This is a genomic window from Nonomuraea sp. NPDC049758 (assembly GCF_040674635.1).
GTDB lineage: Bacteria > Actinomycetota > Actinomycetes > Streptosporangiales > Streptosporangiaceae > Nonomuraea.
Window position 1 is genome coordinate 57,206 of sequence record NZ_JBFAMZ010000004.1, and the last position, 20,289, is coordinate 77,494.

General features: G+C 71.9%; 22 protein-coding genes. 10 read left to right on the plus strand and 12 right to left on the minus strand.

Annotated elements, in window-relative coordinates:
• Nucleotides 1-33 precede the first annotated feature (33 nt).
• Entirely contained in the window at nt 34-1,086 is a 1,053-nt protein-coding gene (locus AB0J46_RS11640) for a hypothetical protein (RefSeq protein ID WP_364329757.1), read from the plus strand.
• A 446-nt stretch (nt 1,087-1,532) separates the two neighbouring features.
• On the opposite strand, the gene AB0J46_RS11645 is transcribed toward AB0J46_RS11640, so the two are convergent.
• The 7 genes from AB0J46_RS11645 to AB0J46_RS11675 all read right to left on the minus strand — a co-directional run bounded on the left by AB0J46_RS11645 (nt 1,533) and on the right by AB0J46_RS11675 (nt 7,142).
• The gene (locus tag AB0J46_RS11645; RefSeq protein ID WP_364329760.1) at nt 1,533-2,426 is read right to left on the minus strand and encodes a sigma-70 family RNA polymerase sigma factor; all 894 of its coding nucleotides are present in this window, start codon (nt 2,424-2,426) and stop codon (nt 1,533-1,535) included.
• Between the two features lie 10 nt (nt 2,427-2,436).
• Nucleotides 2,437-2,823, minus strand: a complete 387-nt coding sequence (locus AB0J46_RS11650; protein WP_352327166.1) for an STAS domain-containing protein — start codon at nt 2,821-2,823, stop codon at nt 2,437-2,439.
• Nucleotides 2,824-2,875: 52 nt separating this feature from the next.
• Complete coding sequence (locus AB0J46_RS11655) at nt 2,876-3,853, minus strand: phosphotriesterase-related protein (RefSeq protein WP_364329763.1); 978 nt, start codon at nt 3,851-3,853, stop codon at nt 2,876-2,878.
• Nucleotides 3,854-4,015: 162 nt separating this feature from the next.
• Nucleotides 4,016-4,519, minus strand: a complete 504-nt coding sequence (locus AB0J46_RS11660; protein WP_364329766.1) for a TrmH family RNA methyltransferase — start codon at nt 4,517-4,519, stop codon at nt 4,016-4,018.
• 92 nt (nt 4,520-4,611) lie between these two features.
• Entirely contained in the window at nt 4,612-5,859 is a 1,248-nt protein-coding gene (locus AB0J46_RS11665; RefSeq protein ID WP_364329769.1) for an APC family permease, read from the minus strand.
• 96 nt (nt 5,860-5,955) lie between these two features.
• Nucleotides 5,956-6,414, minus strand: a complete 459-nt coding sequence (locus AB0J46_RS11670; protein WP_357699338.1) for a universal stress protein — start codon at nt 6,412-6,414, stop codon at nt 5,956-5,958.
• A gap of 110 nt (nt 6,415-6,524) precedes the next feature.
• Entirely contained in the window at nt 6,525-7,142 is a 618-nt protein-coding gene (locus AB0J46_RS11675) for a DUF998 domain-containing protein (protein ID WP_364329772.1), read from the minus strand.
• 216 nt (nt 7,143-7,358) lie between these two features.
• Between AB0J46_RS11675 and AB0J46_RS11680 the strand changes: the two genes are divergently transcribed.
• Together AB0J46_RS11680 and AB0J46_RS11685 are read left to right on the plus strand one after the other, a co-directional pair.
• A complete protein-coding gene (locus AB0J46_RS11680; protein WP_364329775.1) occupies nt 7,359-7,709 on the plus strand; it encodes a MerR family transcriptional regulator in 351 nt (116 codons plus the stop codon).
• Nucleotides 7,706-8,680 (plus strand): aldo/keto reductase, encoded by a 975-nt coding sequence (locus AB0J46_RS11685; RefSeq protein WP_364329778.1) that lies wholly within the window; start codon nt 7,706-7,708, stop codon nt 8,678-8,680. The genes AB0J46_RS11680 and AB0J46_RS11685 overlap by 4 nt, the downstream gene beginning before the upstream one ends.
• Here the strand turns inward: AB0J46_RS11685 and AB0J46_RS11690 are convergent.
• Both AB0J46_RS11690 and AB0J46_RS11695 read right to left on the minus strand, forming a co-directional pair.
• Nucleotides 8,677-9,816 carry a low temperature requirement protein A gene (locus AB0J46_RS11690; RefSeq protein ID WP_364329781.1) on the minus strand — a complete coding sequence of 380 codons (1,140 nt, stop codon included), beginning with the start codon at nt 9,814-9,816 and terminating at the stop codon, nt 8,677-8,679. The two genes, AB0J46_RS11685 and AB0J46_RS11690, sit on opposite strands and share 4 nt — an antisense overlap.
• A gap of 10 nt (nt 9,817-9,826) precedes the next feature.
• Nucleotides 9,827-10,759 carry an anti-sigma factor RsbA family regulatory protein gene (locus tag AB0J46_RS11695; protein WP_364329784.1) on the minus strand — a complete coding sequence of 311 codons (933 nt, stop codon included), beginning with the start codon at nt 10,757-10,759 and terminating at the stop codon, nt 9,827-9,829.
• 179 nt (nt 10,760-10,938) lie between these two features.
• Between AB0J46_RS11695 and AB0J46_RS11700 the strand changes: the two genes are divergently transcribed.
• The gene (locus AB0J46_RS11700) at nt 10,939-11,493 is read left to right on the plus strand and encodes a DUF1707 domain-containing protein (protein ID WP_364329786.1); all 555 of its coding nucleotides are present in this window, start codon (nt 10,939-10,941) and stop codon (nt 11,491-11,493) included.
• Here AB0J46_RS11700 and AB0J46_RS11705 read toward each other — a convergent pair.
• Entirely contained in the window at nt 11,463-12,575 is a 1,113-nt protein-coding gene (locus tag AB0J46_RS11705; protein ID WP_364329788.1) for an aromatic ring-hydroxylating dioxygenase subunit alpha, read from the minus strand. The two genes, AB0J46_RS11700 and AB0J46_RS11705, sit on opposite strands and share 31 nt — an antisense overlap.
• A 63-nt stretch (nt 12,576-12,638) precedes the next feature.
• Nucleotides 12,639-13,733 (minus strand): NAD(P)/FAD-dependent oxidoreductase, encoded by a 1,095-nt coding sequence (locus AB0J46_RS11710; protein WP_364329791.1) that lies wholly within the window; start codon nt 13,731-13,733, stop codon nt 12,639-12,641.
• Nucleotides 13,734-13,783: 50 nt separating this feature from the next.
• Here AB0J46_RS11710 and AB0J46_RS11715 point away from each other — a divergent pair, with 50 nt between their 5' ends.
• The 4 genes from AB0J46_RS11715 (at nt 13,784) to AB0J46_RS11730 (ending at nt 17,207) form a co-directional block, all read left to right on the plus strand.
• Nucleotides 13,784-14,347 carry a TetR/AcrR family transcriptional regulator gene (locus AB0J46_RS11715; RefSeq protein ID WP_364329794.1) on the plus strand — a complete coding sequence of 188 codons (564 nt, stop codon included), beginning with the start codon at nt 13,784-13,786 and terminating at the stop codon, nt 14,345-14,347.
• Nucleotides 14,348-14,436: 89 nt separating this feature from the next.
• Nucleotides 14,437-14,805 (plus strand): hypothetical protein, encoded by a 369-nt coding sequence (locus AB0J46_RS11720; RefSeq protein ID WP_352351928.1) that lies wholly within the window; start codon nt 14,437-14,439, stop codon nt 14,803-14,805.
• Nucleotides 14,806-14,920: 115 nt separating this feature from the next.
• Nucleotides 14,921-16,384, plus strand: a complete 1,464-nt coding sequence (locus tag AB0J46_RS11725) for a DUF2079 domain-containing protein (RefSeq protein WP_364329798.1) — start codon at nt 14,921-14,923, stop codon at nt 16,382-16,384.
• Between the two features lie 31 nt (nt 16,385-16,415).
• The gene (locus AB0J46_RS11730) at nt 16,416-17,207 is read left to right on the plus strand and encodes an NAD(P)-dependent oxidoreductase (RefSeq protein ID WP_364329801.1); all 792 of its coding nucleotides are present in this window, start codon (nt 16,416-16,418) and stop codon (nt 17,205-17,207) included.
• Here AB0J46_RS11730 and AB0J46_RS11735 read toward each other — a convergent pair.
• Nucleotides 17,204-18,286, minus strand: a complete 1,083-nt coding sequence (locus AB0J46_RS11735) for a glycosyltransferase (RefSeq protein WP_364329804.1) — start codon at nt 18,284-18,286, stop codon at nt 17,204-17,206. The genes AB0J46_RS11730 and AB0J46_RS11735 overlap by 4 nt on opposite strands.
• A gap of 38 nt (nt 18,287-18,324) precedes the next feature.
• Between AB0J46_RS11735 and AB0J46_RS11740 the strand changes: the two genes are divergently transcribed.
• Together AB0J46_RS11740 and AB0J46_RS11745 are read left to right on the plus strand one after the other, a co-directional pair.
• A complete protein-coding gene (locus AB0J46_RS11740) occupies nt 18,325-19,143 on the plus strand; it encodes a PIG-L family deacetylase (protein WP_364329807.1) in 819 nt (272 codons plus the stop codon).
• A 49-nt stretch (nt 19,144-19,192) separates the two neighbouring features.
• Nucleotides 19,193-20,251, plus strand: a complete 1,059-nt coding sequence (locus AB0J46_RS11745; RefSeq protein ID WP_364329810.1) for a lysylphosphatidylglycerol synthase domain-containing protein — start codon at nt 19,193-19,195, stop codon at nt 20,249-20,251.
• Nucleotides 20,252-20,289: the final 38 nt, after the last annotated feature.

Below are 20,289 nucleotides of genomic sequence, written 5' to 3' on the forward strand. Positions count from 1 at the left end.
TACGGTCGGAGGGTGAGGACAACTGTGTTTTCCATGGCTGTCGGCCAAGCCCGCGACCTGCTTCGCTGGCGCTCGCCGCTGCGGACCGAGCTCTGGGCGGCCCGGCTCACCGCCGCTCTGGAGCCCGATGAGGTGCGGCCGTTCCTGCACGAGCTGGCCGAGGACGGCAGCGCTGAGTCGCGTCTCACCCTCGCCGCCCTGGCCGCGGTCGACAGGACCGGATGGCCTGGGGCGGAATCCTCTCCGGAATCCGAGACAGGAGCGGAGGCGGAATCCGAGACGGGTGCGGAGGCGGAATCCGAGGCGCGGCCGGAGGCGGGGGTGTTGCGGGTTCTGGGGGTGGAGGTGGCCGGGACGGTGGAGGCCGATCTCGGGCTGCCCGGATGGGTGCGTCGCATGGGGCAGGTGACCTGCGAAGGAGCCTGGTACGGCAAGGCCGACTCCTACGGCGAGCAGACCCTGGCCGTCCTGTCCTTCAGGTACGCGAACGGCAAGGAGCCGCACATCCTCGTCGTCGGCATCGACCAGCCCAACGGCGGCCTCGCGGTGGACGCCGTCGTCGAAGAGGTCAAGTTCCTCGACGACCTGGGCCTGAGCCCGGCCGAGCCGGGGGTGGTGGCCGGACGGGTGCTGGACGCGTTCGAGCTGGGCGACCGGATCATGGGGGCTCAGGTGGCCGACACGCTGCCCGCCGTCCGTCCGCTGGCCATCGCGCGGGCCCTGGCCGTGCCCGGGCTCGTACGGCAGGCGCCCGACGGCACGATGGCCGATTTCCACGATCTGCCCGACGTGCCGGGGGCGCGGGAGGCGTTCGAGAAGTTGGCGGAGTTCGTTGGTGAGCGTCCGCTTTGGTGGAGTCCGGCGCGGGTGAGCCAGTTCCTGACGTCGTGGCTGCCGAGGGAGGCCATCCTGTCGGACACGGCGGTGGCGGCGATGCCGGAGGTGGTCCGGGCGTGGAGCCGGTTCAACGGCGCCCATCCCGCCGTTCTGCACCAGATCGACGTGGACGCCCCGCGGCTGCCCGCCCTGATGGCCGACGAGTCCCTGGCGGGGCTCGGCAAACGCATCGCCCGCCAGCAGCTTTGAGCAGGCTCGTCCCGAAGAGCCCGTCAACAGCTGTGAGCTCCTCCTAGGGGCGTGGGGGCGGCGGCCGGGATGTGGGTGGATCGAGTCGGGGGTGGGGGCGGCTATGCTGCGCAGTGACGTTTAGCAGTGCCCCACTTGGGCGTTTCGAGGGAGACTTGCGCGATGTACAAGGAGTTCGCTGTCGAGGCCGTCATGTGGCTCGTCCCGGTTGCGGTGCTGATCGGGGTCGCGCTCCTCGTCACCGCCTGACCCAAGAGCCGAGGAGAACGGGGGCCGAGCACACGCTCGGCCCCCGTCCGCTGTCCGGGCGGCCGCGCCACGACGCCCACTGTCCGGGGGCGGCACATGAGCATGAAAAGGGCAGGTAAGCGGGTCGGCAGGGAGTATGGCATTCGGGGGCGGGCGCTCAGGAGGCCCAGGCCAGGATCACAAGGCCCAGGCCAGGATCAGGAGGCCCAGGCCAGGAGGGGGCTGTACTGGCGGAGGCGTTTCAGCGCCTGCTTCTCCAACTGCCTGATGCGTTCCCTGGTGAGCCCGAGGCGGTCCGCGATCTCGCTGTAGCTCTCCGCCTTCTGCCCGGTGAGGCCGTACCGGAGCCTGATGACGACCGCCTCGCGCGGCGGCAGCGACGTGACCACGTCCCGGACGTCGGCGCTCATGGCGCGGCGTTCGGCGATCTCCTGCACCCCCACCCCGTCCTCGTCGGCGATCATGTCGGCGATGCGGCTCTCGCCGGACTCGCCGACCGGCAGGTCCAGGCTGATTACCTCCTGACCGAGCCTTCGTAACGCGGCGACCTGGCCGGCGGTGAGCGCCGCCGATGCGGCGAGCTCCCCGTCCGTCGGCTCGCGGCCCAGGTCGGCGGCGAGCTGCCGCTCGGCCCTGAGCAGCCGCGACAGGTCCTCGGCCACGTGGATGGGCAGCCGTACGGTGCGGCTCTTGTCGTGGATGCCGCGTTCGATGGCCTGACGGATCCACCACATCCCGTACGTCGAGAACTTGTACCCGCGGGTGTAGTCGAACTTCTCCACGGCCCTGATCAGCCCGAGGTTGCCCTCCTGGATGACGTCGAGCAGCGGCAGCCCGCGGAAGGCGTACCGTCTGGCGGCGGCGACGACCAGGCGGAGGTTGGACCTGATCAGCTTGTCCTTGGCCCGCCGCCCGTCGCGGACGACGGCTTCGAGCTCCGGGGTCGCGGCGCCGCGCTCGATCAGGTGGCCCGCGCACAGTCCTGCCTCGATCCGCCGGGCGAGGTCGACTTCGTCCGCGGCGGAGAGCAGGGGGTTCTTTCCGATCTGCTTCAGGTACATGCCGAGCAGGTCGGGCTCTGCGGCCGACATGCACCGGCAACTACCCGGTAAACGGCGGCGAATTCCCGGCTTCGTTGAGTTCGGCGATGGCCAGCTCGGCCGTGCTGCGGATGTCGAAGAACTTGTCCAGCGCGGTGATCGCGAACAGGTGCTTGCACCGGCCGTTCAGACCGGACAGCAGCAGCTTGCCGCCGGAGGCGGTGACGGCCTTGTGCAGGTAGACCAGCACGGACAGGCCGGAGGAGTCGCAGACGCTGACGGCCTGCATGTCGATGACGAGGAGCGGCGGCTGGGTGAGGTCGAGCGCCTTGGTGACCCGGTCGCGGACCTCGGCCGCGGACCCGAAGTCGAAATCCCCGGTCAGGCGTGCGATGACGCAGGGGCCCTGGAGTCCGAGGCTGATCGACAAAGCCTGCTCCGAAGTCACCCAGCTCCACCTACCCGCGTTGTTTCCCACTTGTCGTCACTTCTCGACCACTTTACGAGAAGTAGCGTCTCGGGTTGAACACCAGCATCTGTTCGATCTGGTCATCGGTGACACCAGAGCCGAGCAGTGCGGCCAAAACGTCATCGTGAATGTGATCGTAGCGCCAGTTCGGCGCGAGCGTGTTTCTGGCCTCGTCCCATGCGCCGCCGAAGTAGTCCATGAAACAGGCGGTGTCGTGGCTGAGGACCATGCGGTCGGCGTATCCGCGCCGGCACAGGGCCGCGATCGTGGCGACGCGCTGCTCGGTCGGGTTGTAGACGTCGAGCCCGAACCGGTCCATGCCCAGCGTCGCGCCGGTGTCGGCCAGGCGCATCAGGTAATCGAGGTCGTTGCTGTCGCCCGCGTGCCCGACGACCACTTTCTCCAGGTTCACCCCTTCCTTGGCGAACAGGTCCAGCGCGAGCAGCCCGCTCTGGGTGAAGGCGTTCGTGTGCACGATGATCGGCGCCCCGGTCAGCACGTGGGCCCGCGCGACGGCCCGGCAGATGCGCTCGACGCCGGGAGTCAGCCCCTTGTGCTCCACCACGCATTTCAGCAGCGCGGCCTTCACCCCGGTGTCGGCGATGCCCTCGGTGAGGTCGCGGACGAAGTCGTCGATCATCGGGTCGGGCATGTCGAGGAACAGGCCGGGGCCGCGGTGCTCGTACTGGTGGGGCAGTTCCTCGAAGGCGTACAGGCCGGTGGCGACGACGATGTTGAGCCCGGGCACCTCGGCGGCCACCCGCTGGATGCGCGGGATGTGGCGGCCGAGGCCCCACACCGTCGGGTCGACGATCGTCCGCACGCCCTTGGCCGCCACCGCGCCGAGCTTGGCGATGGCGTCGGCGACCCGGAACTCCTCGTCCCACCAGGCGCCCTGGCCGTAGTTGTCCACGTGCTCGGCGGCCACGACGAACACGTGCTCGTGCATCAGCGTCTGGCCGAGCCGTTCGACGTCGATCGGGCCCCGGACGGTCTCGACGGTGGGCATGGGACCTCCATACCAACTGGTCAGTAAGTGCGCCCAACGTAGGCCGCCCCTGCCGCACCGTCAACCGTCCACCGCGAAGCCCGATCGGCGTGTCGGCACATGTCGGGATTCACCGGGTCAGGCGCGGGAACAGGGGCTCTGGCCGCGGCATCGTACCCGGCGTCAGGTCAGCCCGGCCAGCTTGTAGAGCACCAGCGACCCGGCCACCGCCACGTTGAGGCTGGCCCCGGTGCCGATCATCGGGATCTCGACCACGGCGTCGAGCAGGTCGAGCGCCTCGCCGGGGATGCCGGTGGCCTCGTGGCCGAGCACGACGACGGTCGGCTCGCGGGCCATGGGCAGGTCGGCCAGCCTGATGGCGTTCTCGGCCAGCTCGACGCCCAGCACGCGGTCGCGCCGGGAGGCCAGCCACGGCAGCGGAGCGACCCAGTGGACGCACGCTCCGGCCCGCAGGGTGTTCCCCCTGGCCAGCGCCTCGGGGACCCAGGGCAGGCGGGGCACGGCCAGGCACGCGCCGGCCGCGTCGCAGGTGCGCAGCAGGGTGCCGAGGTTGACGCCGTGCATGGGCCACAAGGGGGCGACGGTGAGATGGCCGAGGCACCGGGGCCGCCTGCGCCGCCGCTGGGCCTGGAGCTCTCTGCGGGTGCGCACCCGGATGCCGCTCATGCGGCCGGGCGGAGGTTCCTTACGCGGACGTTCACGGGAAGGGCGCTTTCGTCGGCACGCCCGGGCCATCGTCGAGAGGAATCACGGCCAGTCTACGCCCGTGAGCCGCTCGCGCGACGGCGTACGGCCCAGACGACCAGCCCCACGGCGAAGACGGCCACCCCCGCGAGCACGGACGCCAGCGGCAGCGTGAACGCCAGCACCAGGCACAACACCAGCCCGAGCACCGGCACGGCCTTGACCGGCGCGCCCTCGGCCCGCGAGAGGGTCAGCGCGCAGGCGTTGGCGATCGCGTAGTAGACCAGCACCCCGAACGAGGAGAACCCGATCGCGCCGCGCAGGTCGGCCACCAGCAGCAGCACGACCACCGCGGCCCCGACCGCCGCCTCGGCCCGGCGCGGGACCCGGCGCTCCGGGTCGACCGCGGCCAGCACGCCAGGCAGGTCACGCTCCCTGGCCATCGCGAGCACGGTGCGGGAGACGCCGAGCAGCAGCGCGAGCAGCGCCCCGAGCGAGGCCACCGCCGCCCCCGCCTCCACGACCGGCACCAGCCACTCCGCCCCCGCCCTGCGCACGACGTCGGCCAGCGGCGCCGGGGACCCGGCCAGCCCGGACGCCCCGAGCGTGCGCAGGGCGGCCACCGCCACCAGCGTGTAGACGACGAGCGTGACGCCGAGGGCGATGCCGATCGCCCGCGGGATGGCACGGGCCGGATCGCGCACCTCCTCCCCCAGCGTGGCGATCCTGGCGTATCCGGCGAACGCGAAGAACAGCAGCCCGGCTCCCTGGAGCACGCCCCACGGGCCCGAGCCGGGCAGCCCCGCGCCCGGCATTCCGGGCGGCCGCGCCCCCGCCAGCCCGGCGACGATCACCGCGGCCAGCACGGCGAGCACGAGCACGACGATCACCCGGGCGACCGCAGCCGAACGCTGGACGCCGAACAGGTTGAGCAGCGTGAGCGCGACGACCGCCGCGACGGCCAGCGGCCGGGCCGCGCCCGGGGCGACGTACGAGCCGAAGGTGAGGGCCATCGCGGCGCACGAGGCCGTCTTGCCGACGGTGAAGCCCCAGCCCGCCAGGTAGCCCCACAGCGGGCCGAGCCGCCGCCGGCCGTAGACGTAGGTGCCGCCGGACTCGGGAATGAGGGCTGCCAGGCGGGCCGAGGAGGTCGCGTTGCAGTACGCCACGACGGCGGCGATCGCGAGGGCGGCGAGCAGTGAGCCGCCCGCCGCGGCGGCGGCCGGGGCGAAGGCGGCGAACACGCCCGCGCCGATCATCGCGCTCAGCCCGACGACGACCGCGTCGCCGGTGCCCAGCCGCCGCGCCAGGCCCTCGGCCATGCCGCCCCCTCCACCGCCCTTGAGCGGGTCACCGGTCAGGAGATCCCGAGGGCCCCACTCTGCCGCACGCCACCGACATCCTCGCCGCCGGGTCCGTCAGGAGGTCGCCTCGGGGCCCGGGACCACCAGCACGGGACGCCGGGCGTGGTGCAGGACGCGGTCCGAGGTGCTGCCGAGCAGCAGCGATCGCACGCCGCCCAGTCCTCGCGTGCCGGTGACGATGAGGGTGGCGTCGATCTCGTCGGCGACGTCCACGATGGTCGACCACACCGCCACCGAGTCCAGGTCGCACCGCGGCGTCGCGTCGAGGCCGGCCTCGCGGGCCAGTTCGGCGCCGTGCCCGGCCAGCTCGGTCATCGCCTGGCCGATCGCCTCGTCCTCGGCCGCGGTGTTGTCGAGGGTCATCATGAGCCCGGCCGAGGCGCGGGCGGAGGTCATCGCCAGCCGCTCCCAGACGGTCAGCACGACTGCGGACCTGTCCTGCACGGCCCGCCCGGCGAACGCGATGGCGGCCTTGGAGTCGTCCGAACCGTCGTAGGCGATCAAAATGGTCATCTTCACAGCTCCTTGGGCGAGGTCAGAGCCCTCCCTCTTTCCAGGAGCGAACCGTTCTCACGCGAAAAGGGGCGGGAAGATCATCCCACCCCTCGCGAACCGGCCAGGCGTCACGCCAGCACGGCCGACACCCGCCGCGCCGCCGGCCTGAGCATCGACAGGCCCGCCAGCGCCAGCACCCCGATCTCGGTCACGACCACCACGCGCTGGGTCAGGCCCGCCGGGATGTCGTCGTTGCTCAGGGGGATGCCGAACATGCGCACCACGTACGGGACCACGACCAGCAACAGCGCCCCGAGGGCCACGCCGCTCAGCACGCGCATCGCTGTGGCGTACCGGATCCTGGCCTTGGCCAGCAGGAACCCCGCGGCGGGCATCACCAGGAAGGCGGCGAAGGCGGCGTAGCGGTGGATGCCTCCGGACAACGAGAGCGGCACCCCGGGACGGTCGGTCGGGAAGGCACCGATCAGGAACATGCTCGCCCCCCACGCCACCAGCAGCGCGACGACCCAGCGGTTGGCGCCCGAGCGGCGCAGCGCCTCGGCGATCAGCCCGGACCCCACGGCGAACAGCGTCAGCGAGGCCGGCAGCAGCCATCCGGACGCCTGGAAGGCGTACTCGCTGATGACGCTGTGCAACGGGTCGAGGCCCGCCTCGGCGTGCAAGGTGAGCATCGCGCCCGCTCCGGTGCCGATGGCCGTGAATCCGCTGACAAGCAATCCCTTCATGCCTTAAAGCTCGCGTAAGGCGGCCTTGACCGGCATCGGAGATGAGCCCCCAGCGGGCCCTGATCCGTCCCCTAATACCTTGGTCGGCAAGGTCGGGGGACGAGCCCGTGACCTGCGGGAAGACGACCCTGGGTAGGGTCTGCCTCCTCAGGGTGGGTGCAGTCGGCGGCACCCCCGATTTGACTTGGAGTGCACTCGAAGGGTGACTCTGGAGACATGACGATCCAAGAGGCCGCCCAGCGTTCGGGTCTCAGCGCCCACACCTTGCGCTACTACGAGCGCATCGGGCTCATCCACTCGGTCGGTCGCAACGTCAGCGGGCATCGCGACTACGCGGAGGCGGATCTCCGCTGGCTGGACTTCCTCACCAAGCTGCGGACCACCGGCATGCCCATCGCCGACATGTGCCGCTACGCGGAGCTGCGCCGGATGGGCGAGCACACCTCCGCCGAGCGGCTGGCCATGCTGGAGCTGCACCGCGAGCGCGTCCGGGCCAGGATCGCCGAGCTGAGCGCGGACATGGACGTCCTCGACCACAAGATCGACAATTATCGGGAGCGGATGTGAAGACGCGCGTTCTGGGGACCGGCGGCCCGCGGGTGTCGGCCCTCGGCCTGGGTTGCATGGGCATGTCGGAGTTCTACGGCCAAGGCGACGAGAAAGAGTCGATAGCCGTCATCCACCGCGCCCTCGACCTTGGCATGAATTTTCTGGACACCGCCGACATGTACGGACGCGGCCACAACGAGGAGCTGGTCGGCCGGGCCGTCAAGGACCGCCGCGACGAGGTCGTCCTGGCGACCAAGTTCGGCATCAACCGCCACGACGGCACCCGTACGGTCGAGAACAGCCCCGAGTACATCAGGGCGGCCTGCGACGCCTCGCTCCGGCGGCTCGGCGTCGACCACATCGACGTCTACTACATGCACCGCCGCAACCCCGGCGTGCCGATCGAGGAGTCGGTCGGCGCCATGGCCGAGCTCGTCCAGCAGGGCAAGGTGGGCCATCTCGGGCTGTCGGAGGTGAGCGCGGACACGCTGCGCAGGGCCGCCGCCGTGCACCCGATCGCCGCGCTGCAGAGCGAGTACTCGCTGTTCACGAGGGGTCTGGAGGCCGAGATCCGGCCCGCGGCCAGGGAACTGGGCACCGCGCTGGTGGCGTACTCGCCGATCAGCCGCGGTCTGCTCGGCGGCGCGCTGCCGAGCGCCGACCAGCTCCCCGACGACGACTTCCGCAAGCACCTGCCCCGCATGTCCGGCGAGCACGCCGAGCACAACGCCCGCCTGGTCGAGCGGGTGCGCGAGATCGCCGAGGAGGCCGGGATCACCCCCGCCCAGCTCTCGCTGGCCTGGCTGCTGGCCCAGGGCGACGACGTGGTGCCGATCCCCGGCACGAAACGCCTGGCGTACCTGGAGGAGAACGCCGCCGCGGCCGACGTCACGCTGACCGCCGAGCAGCTCGACGCCCTGGCCAGGGCGGTGCCCGCGGACGCCGTCCGGGGCGCCCGCTACCCGAACATGTCGGAGGTCGAGCGCTAGGCCGTGCGCCTGGTCGCGCCGGTCACGACCACCAGCGCGACCAGGACGCCCGCCGTCAGCGGGATCGGCGCCGGCGTCAGCGCCGACAGCAGCACGAGCACGGCCGCGCCCAGGAAGGCCGCGCTGTCGGCGGGGCCGTAGCGGTGGGGCCGCACGTGCAGCAGCCAGAGCATCGACAGGAACACCGCGACGGGCACCGACACGGCCAGCGCCGCGCCCGTGGCGGACAGGTGGGACGCGCCCGACGCGTGGTCGATGCTCACCTCGACCCCGGCGCTGAACGCCCCGACCGCCGCGAAGATCGCGTAGTGGCCGTACCCCCAGAGGAGGGCGTGCCTGGTGGAGTCGAGGATCTCGGCGGTCGGCGGGTCGAAGTAGAGCCACCACATGGCGAAGGCGATCACCAGCGCGCCCAGGGCCAGCACGATCAGCTCGGGCCGCAGGCCGGCGGTGCGCGCCTCGGCCTGGAAGGCGACCGTGGCGGCCAGCACGTTCTCGCCCATCATGATGATCGTGAACAGGCCGTACCGCTCGGCGATGTGGTGCGGGTGCCAGGCGGTCGGGCTGCCCCGCTCGGCCCACACGGGCACCGCGAGCTCCAGCAGCACGCCGAACGCGAACGCCGCCAGGTACCACTCCCCCGGCACGACCAGCAGCGGGATCCAGCCGACCTGCGCGACGCAGATGCCGGCGGCGTACCGCACGGCCGTCCGCCGGCCCGGACGGTCGCCGCAGGCCGCCCGCAGCCAGTGGGCGGCCATGGCCAGGCGCATGATCACGTATCCGGCGTAGACCACGCGGAAGTCGTGCTCCTGGAACGCTCTGGGCACCCCGGCGGCCAGCACCAGCACGCCCGCCATCTGGGCGAGCGTGGTCAGCCGGAACAGCCAGTCGTCGTTGTCGTAGGCCGAGGCGAACCAGGTGTAGTTCATCCACGCCCACCAGATGGCGAAGAACGTCGTCAGGTAGCCGAGGACGCCCTCGGCCAGGTGGCCTTCGCTGAGCGCGTGGTGGAGCTGGGAGCCGGCGAACGAGACCGCGACGACGAAGCACAGGTCGAAGAAGAGTTCCAGGTTGGTGGCGACGCGATGGGACTCGCCCGCGTCGCGCGCCCGCATGGGCCGCAGCCGGATCATCCTCCGATGTCTACACCAGGGAGGCCGGCAGGTCGAAATAGGCGCGGACCGCGGTCGCGCCGGGGCGGCTGTGGACGCGTACGAGGTCGGCGAGCAGGTTGACGATGAGCAGGCCGCGCGAGCCGGAGCGGCGTGCCTCGACGGGCAGGCGCCCGGCCAGCGGATCGGTGATGTGACCGCCGTCGGCGACCTCGCAGACCAGCCGCGCGTCCTCGATCCAGACCCTGATCAGGCCGGCGCCGCCGCCGTAGTCGAGGCTGTTGGCGCCGAGTTCGGCCACCACGATCCGGATGTCGTCGAGCCGGTCGTCCCCGAAGCCCGCCGCCTCGGCCTGGCCGGCCGCCAGGATGCGGGCCGAGGCCAGGTTGGTGTGGTCGAAGCGCAGCGAGACGCACGCGGCCGGCTCGGGGAGCGGCTGGTTGTGCCGGGCGACGACCTCGTCGGGCGCGTAACCGGGGCTGGTCCGCTCGCCGGAGGCGTCGCGCAGCACCGGGTGGGTGCGCTCGGCCTCGCGCAGCACCTCGGGCGTCAGCCCTGCCAGGTCGTACGGGCACAGGATCGTGACGCGCCGCCCCGCGAACGACAGGTTGATCAGCGCCTCGTGCTGGGCGCAGGCCGGGTATTCGGTCGCCGAGCGGCCGGGCCAGATCGGCTCGCCGATGATCCGTACGTGCTCGTCAGGATGCCGGTCGGCGACGGCCCGCAGCACGGCCGGGATGATCCGCCCCGGGTTGCGGCCCGCCACGCCCATGTCGAGCAGGGTCACCTTGGCCGCGTCGGCGCCCAGCCCAGCCTCGATCTTGGCGAGGTTCGCGGCGGGCACGGCCACCGCCACGGGCTCCCCGGCGGCCAGCCCCTCGCGCACGAAAGCCGTGGTGGCAGCCACATATTCCGGGTCACCTCGATAGAAGAGGGCCGGATGCACGAAAGGGTCCGCCGACATCAGGCACACGGTACCTCCGCATGAGGACTCTTAGACAATCAAATGGGTATTTACAGGGCGTGAAGCGACTTCAGCTCGTGCGCAGGCCCTCGCGGGGGCGCCGGTACTCCCACCTCGATCTGCGGACCCCTTCCGGGCGACGCCTCCCGTTCTGACCGCCGCGAACCTATGCTCAGGACATGTCGGAAATGCACATGCGGGTCTCCGACGAGGACCGGGAACGCGCGGCGGAGCGGCTCCAGCACGCCTTCGTCGAGGGCCGCCTGACGCGTCCCGAGCTGGAGGACCGGCTCGGGCTGGCGCTCACCGCCAGGACCTACGGCGACCTGCTCGGCCTGATCACCGATCTGCCCGCCCCGGCGCCCCCGCCCGACGACGTGGTCGAGCTGGAGTCCAAGAGCGGGCACGTGCGCCGTTCGGGTGACTGGGCCGTCCCGCGGCGGCTGCGGATCTCCTCCCAGTACGGCGGCGTCGACCTCGACCTGTCCCAGGCCGTCATCCCCCACCCCGTCGTCGACCTCGAACTCGACCTCAGGTACGGCTCCGCCAGGATCACCGTGCCCGAGGGCGCCGCGGTGAACGTGGACGCCTTCCGGACCGACTGGGGTCAGACCGTCGTCGGCGACGTGCCGGGCAGGCGGCGGCCCGGCGTCCTCTACCTGGTGATCGGCGGGCGGGCCAATTACGGCGGCCTGCGGGTGCGCTATCCGCGCAGGCGCTGGTTCACCCACTGATGGAAGGCCGAGATGTGGTGCTCGCTCGGCACCAGCACGCCGCCCGCCCGGTAGGCGCGTGACCCCATGCCGAGCTGGGTCCGCTCGCAGGCGTCGAAGTCCTGCTCGTTGACCCGGTGGAACAGCTCGACCGACGGCGTCAGGTCGGCCCCCGAGGCCACCACGTCGGGGTGGTAGAGCCAGTCGCACTCGACGACCGTGCGATCGGCGGCCATGGGGAACATCCGGTGCAGGATCACGTGGTCGGGCACCAGGTTGACGAACACCTGCGGCTTGACGGTGATCGCGTAGTAGCGGCGGTCCTGCTCCGGGGCCACGTCGGGGAGCCGGCCGAAGCCCGCGCCGCCGTCCACGGTGAAGCCCTCGACGCGCTCGGCGAACTCGGCGCCGTGGCCCACGTAGTACTGGGCGGCGTACCCGCCGGCGAACTCGGGCAGCACGGCCACCAGCTCGGGGTGGATCGTGGCGCAGTGGTAGCACTCCATGAAGTTCTCGACGACCAGCTTCCAGTTGGCCTTGACGTCGTAGACCACCCGACGGCCCAGGGCCAGCCGGTCGACGTGGTAGTTCTCGATGGCGGCCGGGTCGCCCAGGCGTTCGGTGGCCGCGGAGGTGACGGTGTCCTCGAAGGACGGCGGCTCGTCGGCCAGGCACACCCAGGCGTACCCGAGCCATTCGCGCAGGCTCACCGGGACCAGACCGTACTCGACGCGGTCGATGTCGGGCATCTTCGCCAGGTTGGGGGCGGCGGCCAGCCTGCCGTCCAGGTCGTAGGACCAGGCGTGGTAGGCGCACCTGATCGTCCTTCTGACCTCGCCCCGCTCCTCCAGGCACAGCCGCGCGCCGCGGTGGCGGCAGACGTTGAGGAAGGCGCGCAGCAGCCCGTCGCGCCCGCGCACCACGAGCACGCTCTCCGTGCCCACCTGGACCGTCCGGAACGCGCCCGGTCTCGGCAGGTCCCCGGCGCGCACGGCGCAGAACCACATGCTCTCGAAGATCTTGGCCTGTTCCTCGGCGAACAGGTCGGGGTCGGTGTAGGAGCGGCCGGGAAGCGTGGAGATCAAGCTCGACGTGGTGGTCAACCGACACCCCTTGTTGCGTATTACGCACCGAGTTGCTCTATATGCGACATCGTCCGGCGGCCTTCACGAGGCTGTCAAGAGGTAGGTGCTGAACCTGCGCAGCGACGCCGTGTGCATCCTGGTCGCCATCCAGTCGGGGACCAGGCCCGCGAACGAACGCTGCCGGTTGGTCACCTCCGTACCGGCGATCATGGCGGGACGCCGCGCGATCCGCGCCCTGGCCCGCTCGTACGCGCGCAGGTCGCCGCCGGCCGAGCGGGTCAGCAGCCAGGCGTCCTCCAGGGCCTGGTTGGCGCCCTGGGCCATGGTGGGCGGCATGGTGTGGGCCGCGTCCCCGGCCAGCGTGGTCGGTCCCCTGCCCCAGACCCGGGGGATCACCTGCCGGTGGTGCGGAAAGAAGCCGACGTCCTCCGTCGTCTCCAGCACCGCGGGCACCGGGTCGGCCCAGCCGCCGAACCGCTCGCGCAGCCGCGGCACGATGTCGGGGTCGTCCTGCCAGAACGGCCCGCCGGGCGACGCCTGGACGTCGAACCACCACAACAACCGGCCCGCGCCCGCCGGGATCAGCCCGCACAGCTCCCGCCGTCCGGCGATCATCACGGCCCGGCGGGAGTGCGTCAACGAGGTCGGCGCGGTGGTGAAGCCCTGCCAGGTGACCCAGCCGCTCAACGCGGCCGGATCCTCTCCCCACAGGGCGCGGCGCACCGCCGACCTGCGGCCGTCGGCCCCCACCAGCAGGTCGCCGCGCACGGTGCGGCCGCCGGCCAGCCGCGCCCGCGCCCGTTCCGGCTCGGCGTGCTCGACGCCCGCGCCGTAGACGACGGGCATGCCCGCCGACAGCGCCTCGACCAGCTCGCGCCGCGCCACATGGACGCACGGATGCCCGAAGCGCCGCTCGGCCACGGTGAGATCGACGGTGACCAGCCGGCGGCCGTCGTCGGCCCACGACTCCATGGTCTCCAGCCGCCATCCCAGGCCCGCGTACCCGACGCCGAGCTCGTCGAGGATGGCCGTGCTGCCGGGCCAGAGGGTCACCGATCCGCCCGCCGTGCGCAGCTCGGGCGCCTGTTCGTACACCTCGACGTCGTGACCCGCCTTCAGCAGCCCGCGCGCCGCCGCGAGCCCCGCCACCCCGGCCCCCGCCACGATTACCCTCATAGAAGCCCCACTTTAAGAGACTGCAAGTATCAGATACTGGGAGTATCACAATGTCCGCGCGCGGCCGCAAGCCCGATCCCACGGTCGACCACCGCATCAGGCAGGCCGCCACCGAGCTGCTGCTCTCCCACGGCCTCGACTTCACCATGGACGACGTCGCCAAAGCGGCAGGCGTGGGCAGGGCGAGCGTGTTCCGGCGCTACGCCACCAAACGCGACATGCTGCTCGAATCAATCGGCGGGCTCATGGACACGCACGTCGCCGTCCCGGACACCGGCTCACTCGAAGGCGACCTGCGCGTGGTGGTCTCCGACACCCTCGCCCTGTGGCGGCACCCCGGCGTCGCCCGCCTGACCAGGCAGATGTACGGCGAGGCCGGCCGCGACCCCGCCGTGGCCGAGATCGTCCGCACCGGCATGCGCACCCGGATGCGGCGCTCGCAGGTCGTCTACGAGCGCGCGATCGACCGCGGCGAGCTGTCCCCGGACGCCGACCTGGAGCTCCTCACGGACCTGTTCGCCGGCCTGGTGACCTACCGCGGGCTGCTCGACCTGCCCATGCCCGGCGCCGAGGAGGTCGTCCACGTGCTGGTGCGCGGTTTTACACCCACCTGACGGCCGGAATGTTAGTGGCGTGCAAGCGGGGATCAACCAGAGATCGCTAATGTCCTCCTCGTACGGAAAACCAACGAAGGGCACCAAAAATGACTCCCCCTCGCCGACTCGCCCTCGCAGTCGCGACGATCTCCCTTGCCGCTCTGTCCACCGCCTGCGGTGTCGGCCAGGCCGTTGACTGCAACACCGCCGTCAACGAGCTCTCGAAGATCACCACCGAGTGGAGCGGCGCCATCACGAAGAACGCCACGGACGCCGCCGCGGTCGGGGACGCCTCGAAGGCCGCCGCCGCCAAGACCAAGGAGCTCGCCGGCAAGTACGACGGCGACGTCGCGGCCGCCCTGAACGACTTCGCCGCCGGTTTCGAGAGCCTGCAGAGCGGCGACATCAGCAAGACGACCGAGTTCAGCGGCAAGATGAGCGGCTTCACCTCGAAGATCACCGCCGCCTGCTCCTGACCGGTCCGCGGTCGCCGCACCGCCTGCGGGGGGCAGGCCGGCGCGGTGACCGCCTCATCCGGTCCGCCGGTACGGGGTACGGACAGGACCGGATGATCCCCTTACGCTTGCTGCCGTGACCGACGAAACGGTGATCGCACGGCCTCCGGCAGGCACCGCACTCCCCGCCAGAGTGCTCTTCCGCCACCGCGTGCGGGTCGGCGCGATCGCGCTGCTCGCCGCGGTGGCGTACGCCGTTCTCGGGCTGGTCAAGCTGGCCACCTTCCGGGCGACCACGTTCGACCTGGTGATCGTGGACCAGGCGGTGCGCAACTACGCCCGCTTCCGGCCGCCGTACGTGCCGGTGCTCGGCGTCTTCCACGAGCGCGGCATGGAGTACCTCCAGCTCGCCGACCACTTCTCCCCGATCTACGCACTGCTCGCGCCCTTCTACTGGGTGCACGACGGGCCCGAGACGCTCATCGTGGCCCAGGCGCTGCTGTTCGCGGGGGCGATCCCGTTCCTGTGGCTGTTCACCCGCCGCGTGCTGGGCGCCGGGCCCGCCTACCTGGTCGCCGTGGCGTACGCGCTGTCGTGGCCGATCGCCCAGGCCGTCGCCTTCGACGCGCACGAGGTGATGTTCGTCCCGCTGCTCACCGCGATCATGATCGAGCGCTACCACGCCGGACGCGTGCTGCCGGCGTTCCTGGCGATGCTCGGGCTCCTGCTCGTCAAGGAGGACATGGGGCTCCTGGTGATCGGGGCGGGGCTGTACCTGTTCGTCGTCGGCGACCGCCTGCGCGGCGTCGTGTGCGCGCTGGTCGGCGCGGGGGCCGTCGTGCTCGTCCGGGGCCTGCTGATCACCTCGTTCGGCGGCGACAGCAAGGACTTCTGGGCCTACGGCCACCTCGGCCCCGACGCGCCCGCCGCGCTGCTGGCGATGCTGCGCGACCCGCTCGCCGCCCTGCTGCTGCCCTTCAGCGACGAGGCCAAGGTCGACACCCTGTTCCTGCTGGCCTGGCCGACGTTGCTGCTGTGCCTGCTGTCGCCGCTGTCGCTGGCGGCGCTGCCGCACGTGCTCGAACGTCTGCTGTCCGACCGTCCCCAGTGGTGGCAGGCCGACTTCCAGTACAGCGCGTTCACCGTGCTGATCCTGTTCTGCGCCGGCGTGGACGGCCTGGCCAGGCTGCTGCGCTGGACCGGCCGCGCCGACCGGCAGGGGCTCAAGCTGGCCTGGGCCGCCGCGGCCTGCGCCGTCGCCCTCACGCTGGTGCCCAGGTTCGCGCTCGACCAGCTCTACCATCCCGCCTTCTACAAGGAGGACAAGGCCGCCGCCGCGGCCGAGGCGGTGAGCAGGGTGCACTCGGGGGTGACGGTCGAGGCGGTCAACTCCGTGGGCCCGGCGCTGTCCTCGCGCACCACCGTCCTGCTGTGGAGCGCGGCCCCGCGCGGCGCGCCGTGGATCGTGGCCGACACCGCCCGCTGGGAGTTCCCCTTCGGCTCCGCCGACGACCAGCGCAACCGGGTCGAGCAGCTCCAGACCGAGGGGTACACCAAGGTGTTCGAACGCGACGGGTACGTCGTTCTCCGCCGGAACTGACCGCATCGGCCCGATGCCGCACAATGTCGGCATGGAGATGATCGTTCTCACCGGCGCAGCCGGCATGGTGGGCGGTGCCGTCCGCGAGCGGCTCCGCCGGTCCGCCACCAGGCTCGTCCTGGCCGACCGGGCGCCCATGGAGGCCGGGCCGGGCGAGGAGGCCGTCCGCACCGACCTGTCGGACCTGGCCGGGACCGTGGCGCTGGTCAAGGGCGCCGACGCGATCGTGCACCTGGCCGGGGTGCCGGACGAGGCGCCCCTGCCGGACCTGCTCGACGGCAACGTGCTGACCACCCACCGCGTGCTGGAGGCGGCCCGGCTGGCCGGCGTGCCGCGCGTGGTGCTGGCCGGCAGCAACCGCCTGACCGGCATGTACCCGGCCACCGCCACGATCTCCCCCGACCTGCCGCCGCGCCCCGACGGCCTGTACGGCGTCAGCAAGGCCGCCGTCGAGGCCCTCGGCCGCCTTTACGCCGACAAGTTCGGCCTCGAAGTGGTCTGCCTGCGCATCGGCAGCCTGGAGCCCGAGCCCGAGGACGTCCGCCACCTGGCGACCTGGCTGAGCCCGCGCGACTGCGCCGGGTTCGTGCACGCCGCCGTCACCACGCCCGGCCTGCGCTTCCTGGCCGCCTACGCCGTCTCGGCCAACACCCGCCGCTTCTGGCTGCTCTCCCCCGAGCTCGGCTACGAGCCCGAGGACGACGCCGAGTCGTACGCCGCCCGCGTCACCGGCACGCCGGCCGCGTTCTTCACCGACGACACCCCGCAGGGCGGCGACTTCGCCGCGCCGGAGTACACGCTGCGCAGGGGCGGCCTGGCCTAACGCGCGATCGCCTGCTCGTAGGCCCGGTCGAACCCCTCCAGCACCCCGGCCCACGAGCCCGCGACGGGCGGCGTCGAGCGGTTGTGGGCGGCGATCTCCCGGCGCAGCCCCGCGTCGGAGCACAGCCGCGCCACCGCCCCGGCCAGGTCGTCCAGGGTGCGGCCGAGCAGCCCCTCGGTGCCGTCCTTGACGAAGTCGGCGACGCCGCTCTGGGCCCTGGCCACCACCGGCACGCCGGCCGCCCGCGCCTCCAGCGCCGCGATGCCGAACGACTCCCTGGGCGCCGGGGCCACGAAGACGTCCGCCGACTCCAGCAGCTTGGCGATCTGCTCCCGCGAATAGCGGCCCGGCAGCGACACCCAGCCGGTCATGCCGTGCTCGGCCAGGAAACGTTCCATCCGGGCGCGCGCGGGGCCGTCGCCGACGATCGTGGCGCGCATCGGGATCGAGTCGGGCACCCGCGCCCGCGCGGCCCGCAGCAGCCTGAGCAGCCGTACGGGCTGCTTGCGCGGCGCCAGCCGGCCGACGGCCACCACGTGCACCTCCGCCCGCCCGGCCGGCACGCCGGGGGCGGGCGCCCAGCCCGACAGGTCGAGGCCGTTGGAGACCACCCGCACCGGCACGCCGGGCCCGGCCACCGCCCTGATGGGCACCGCCGCCGCGGTGCTCACCGTGGTGGCCACCAGCCCCCAGCGCTGCCAGCCGAACGCCAGCCGCAGCAGCCGGTAGAGCCCCCGCGTGACCGGGTCCCACATGCTGTGCACGGTGACCACGCACGGCACCCCCGCCCGCCGCGCCGCCCGCACCCCCATCCAGGCGAACGGCGAGACCGCGCCGGTGTGCACGTGCACCACGTCGGGCCGGACGACGGAGATGCCCCGAGTGAGATGCCCCACTCCGAACGGATGCACCGGCAGGTCGAACGGCATCCTGGCGACGACCCTGCGCACGCCCGGCAGCGCCTCGCCCCTGGTCGCCGTGGCCACGACCACGTCGTGCCCGGCCTCGCGCTGCGCCCGCACCAGGTCGGCCACCTGGACCTCGATCCCCCCGAGTCGCGGCAGGTAACAGTCACTCACGTGAAAGATCCGCACCCCTCCCAGACTAATCTGGGCGTGTGCCTCCACGTACCGCGGTCTTCTTCCACGCCCATCCCGACGACGAGGCCCTGCTCACGGCGGGCACCATGGCGATGCTCGCGGCCGAGGGCCACCGCGTGGTGCTCGTGGTCGCGACCGCCGGCGAGCGCGGCCTGGCCGAGATCAGCCCCGGCGAGGAGCTGCGCGAGACCAGGCTCAAGGAGCTCTACGAGTCGGCCGCGCTGCTCGGCTGCGCCCGCGTCGAGTGCCTGGGCTACGGCGACTCCGGGCTCAGCCCTAAGGGCGGCGTCGCCGAGGAGCGGCCCGACAACGCCTTCATCGACGCCGACACCGAGGCGGCGGCCAGGGCCCTCGCGGCGATCCTGGAGGAGGAGAAGGCCGACCTGCTGTCGATCTACGACCCGGCCGGCGGCTACGGGCACCCCGACCACGTGCAGGTCCACCGGGTGGGCAAGCGGGCGGCGCAGATCGCGGGCACGGAGATCGTCCTGGAGGCGACGGTCAACCGCGACCCGCTGGTGCGGCTGCTGCGCATGGCGGGCCGGGTGTACAAGTTCCCGCCGGAGTTCGACGTGCGCACGTTCGAGAGCGCGTACTCGGCGAGCGACACGATCACCCACCGGGTCAACGTCCGCCGCTACGCCCGGCAGAAGCGCGCCTCGATGGCCGCGCACGCGTCCCAGGCCAGCGGCGGCGACAGCGACCGCACCCTCGCCGTCATGCTGAAGGTCCCCGGCCCGCTCTACCGCCTGGTCTTCGGCACCGAGTGGTTCGTACGCCGCGACCTGCCCCCCGGCACTCGTCTCACTCACCCTTTCGACCCATGGCCGAAGTAGCACCTGAGGGTGACGTGCCGGCTCCGGCGACCCGTCAGACTGGTGGGCGATGAAGAACAAGCCGCTCCAGATCGCCCTGTCCGTCCTGTCGCTCGGGCTGGCCGTGCTGCTCGTGGTCTACCTGCCGCAGATCGTGCACGCGCTCACCGGCAAGCCGGTCTCCTGGCGCGAGATCGGCGCGGTCTTCGGGGCGCTCAGCTTCGGCCAGATCGCGCTGATGACGGCCCTGTGGCTGCTGAGCCTGCTGGCGTACACGTTCGTGCTGACCAACTCGCTGCCGGGGCTGAACAACCTCCAGGGCCTGGCGCTCAACGCGGCGGGCAGCGCGGTCAGCAACCTGCTGCCGTTCGGCGGCGCGGTCGGGGTGGCGCTGTCGTTCGCCATGACCAGGGGCTGGGGCTTCGCCAACCGGCCCATCGTGGTGATGACGCTGGTCAGCGGCATCTGGAACACGTTGTTCAGGTTCATCCTGCCGGCCGTGGGCATCATCGCGCTGCTCATGGCGGGCGAGGTGCTCGACCCGACGTTCGTCAAGGCGGGCTGGACGGGCGCGATCTCCATCCTGGTGCTCTGCCTCATCGTGGCCGTCGCCCTCTACTGGGACCGCGCCGCCGCCGTGCTCGGCCGGGCGCTCGACGGGCTCACCCGGCTGCTGCGCCTGAAGGTGCACGCCTCCGAGGCCTTCCACCGGCTGCGCGCCGACACCATCGAGGTCGTCCGCACGCGCGCGCTCGGCCTGTCGCTCGGCATGGTGTTCTTCCTGGGCTTCCAGTGGGCGATCATGGCGGCCTGCATGACGGCCACCGGCGCCTGGCCGGGCCTGGCCCAGTCGATCGCGGTCTTCGCGCTGTCCCGCGTGCTCACCAGCGCCGTGGTCACGCCCAGCGGGGCCGGGATCATGGAGAGCGGGGTCGCCGCGATGCTGATCACGTTCGGCGTGCCGGGCACTCCCGCCGTCGCGACAGCACTACTTTTCGGCTTCTGGACTTACACTATCGAGATCCCGTTCGGCGGTCTCGCGCTCGGCGCGTGGGCGCTCCTGCGCAGGCGCAACGGCCGGAACGCCGCCGCGGAACCCCCGCCCGCGATCTCGAAGGCCCCGCAGTGACAATCCCAAAGCCATCAAAGACCTTGTGCGCCCTTCGG

Bases quoted from the DNA above. Each gene is read 5' to 3' on its own strand.
- AB0J46_RS11745 (WP_364329810.1), top strand. From the start codon at position 19,193: ATGAAGAACAAGCCGCTCCAGATCGCCCTGTCCGTCCTGTCGCTCGGG.
- AB0J46_RS11640 (WP_364329757.1), top strand. From the start codon at position 34: ATGGCTGTCGGCCAAGCCCGCGACCTGCTTCGCTGGCGCTCGCCGCTG.
- AB0J46_RS11665 (WP_364329769.1), bottom strand. From the start codon at position 5,859: ATGGCCGAGGGCCTGGCGCGGCGGCTGGGCACCGGCGACGCGGTCGTC.
- AB0J46_RS11700 (WP_364329786.1), top strand. From the start codon at position 10,939: ATGTCGGAAATGCACATGCGGGTCTCCGACGAGGACCGGGAACGCGCG.
- AB0J46_RS11680 (WP_364329775.1), top strand. From the start codon at position 7,359: ATGACGATCCAAGAGGCCGCCCAGCGTTCGGGTCTCAGCGCCCACACC.
- AB0J46_RS11675 (WP_364329772.1), bottom strand. From the start codon at position 7,142: ATGAAGGGATTGCTTGTCAGCGGATTCACGGCCATCGGCACCGGAGCG.
- AB0J46_RS11695 (WP_364329784.1), bottom strand. From the start codon at position 10,759: ATGTCGGCGGACCCTTTCGTGCATCCGGCCCTCTTCTATCGAGGTGAC.
- AB0J46_RS11730 (WP_364329801.1), top strand. From the start codon at position 16,416: ATGGAGATGATCGTTCTCACCGGCGCAGCCGGCATGGTGGGCGGTGCC.
- AB0J46_RS11720 (WP_352351928.1), top strand. From the start codon at position 14,437: ATGACTCCCCCTCGCCGACTCGCCCTCGCAGTCGCGACGATCTCCCTT.
- AB0J46_RS11690 (WP_364329781.1), bottom strand. From the start codon at position 9,816: ATGATCCGGCTGCGGCCCATGCGGGCGCGCGACGCGGGCGAGTCCCAT.
- AB0J46_RS11645 (WP_364329760.1), bottom strand. From the start codon at position 2,426: ATGTCGGCCGCAGAGCCCGACCTGCTCGGCATGTACCTGAAGCAGATC.
- AB0J46_RS11670 (WP_357699338.1), bottom strand. From the start codon at position 6,414: ATGACCATTTTGATCGCCTACGACGGTTCGGACGACTCCAAGGCCGCC.
- AB0J46_RS11660 (WP_364329766.1), bottom strand. From the start codon at position 4,519: ATGAGCGGCATCCGGGTGCGCACCCGCAGAGAGCTCCAGGCCCAGCGG.
- AB0J46_RS11710 (WP_364329791.1), bottom strand. From the start codon at position 13,733: ATGAGGGTAATCGTGGCGGGGGCCGGGGTGGCGGGGCTCGCGGCGGCG.
- AB0J46_RS11655 (WP_364329763.1), bottom strand. From the start codon at position 3,853: ATGCCCACCGTCGAGACCGTCCGGGGCCCGATCGACGTCGAACGGCTC.
- AB0J46_RS11715 (WP_364329794.1), top strand. From the start codon at position 13,784: ATGTCCGCGCGCGGCCGCAAGCCCGATCCCACGGTCGACCACCGCATC.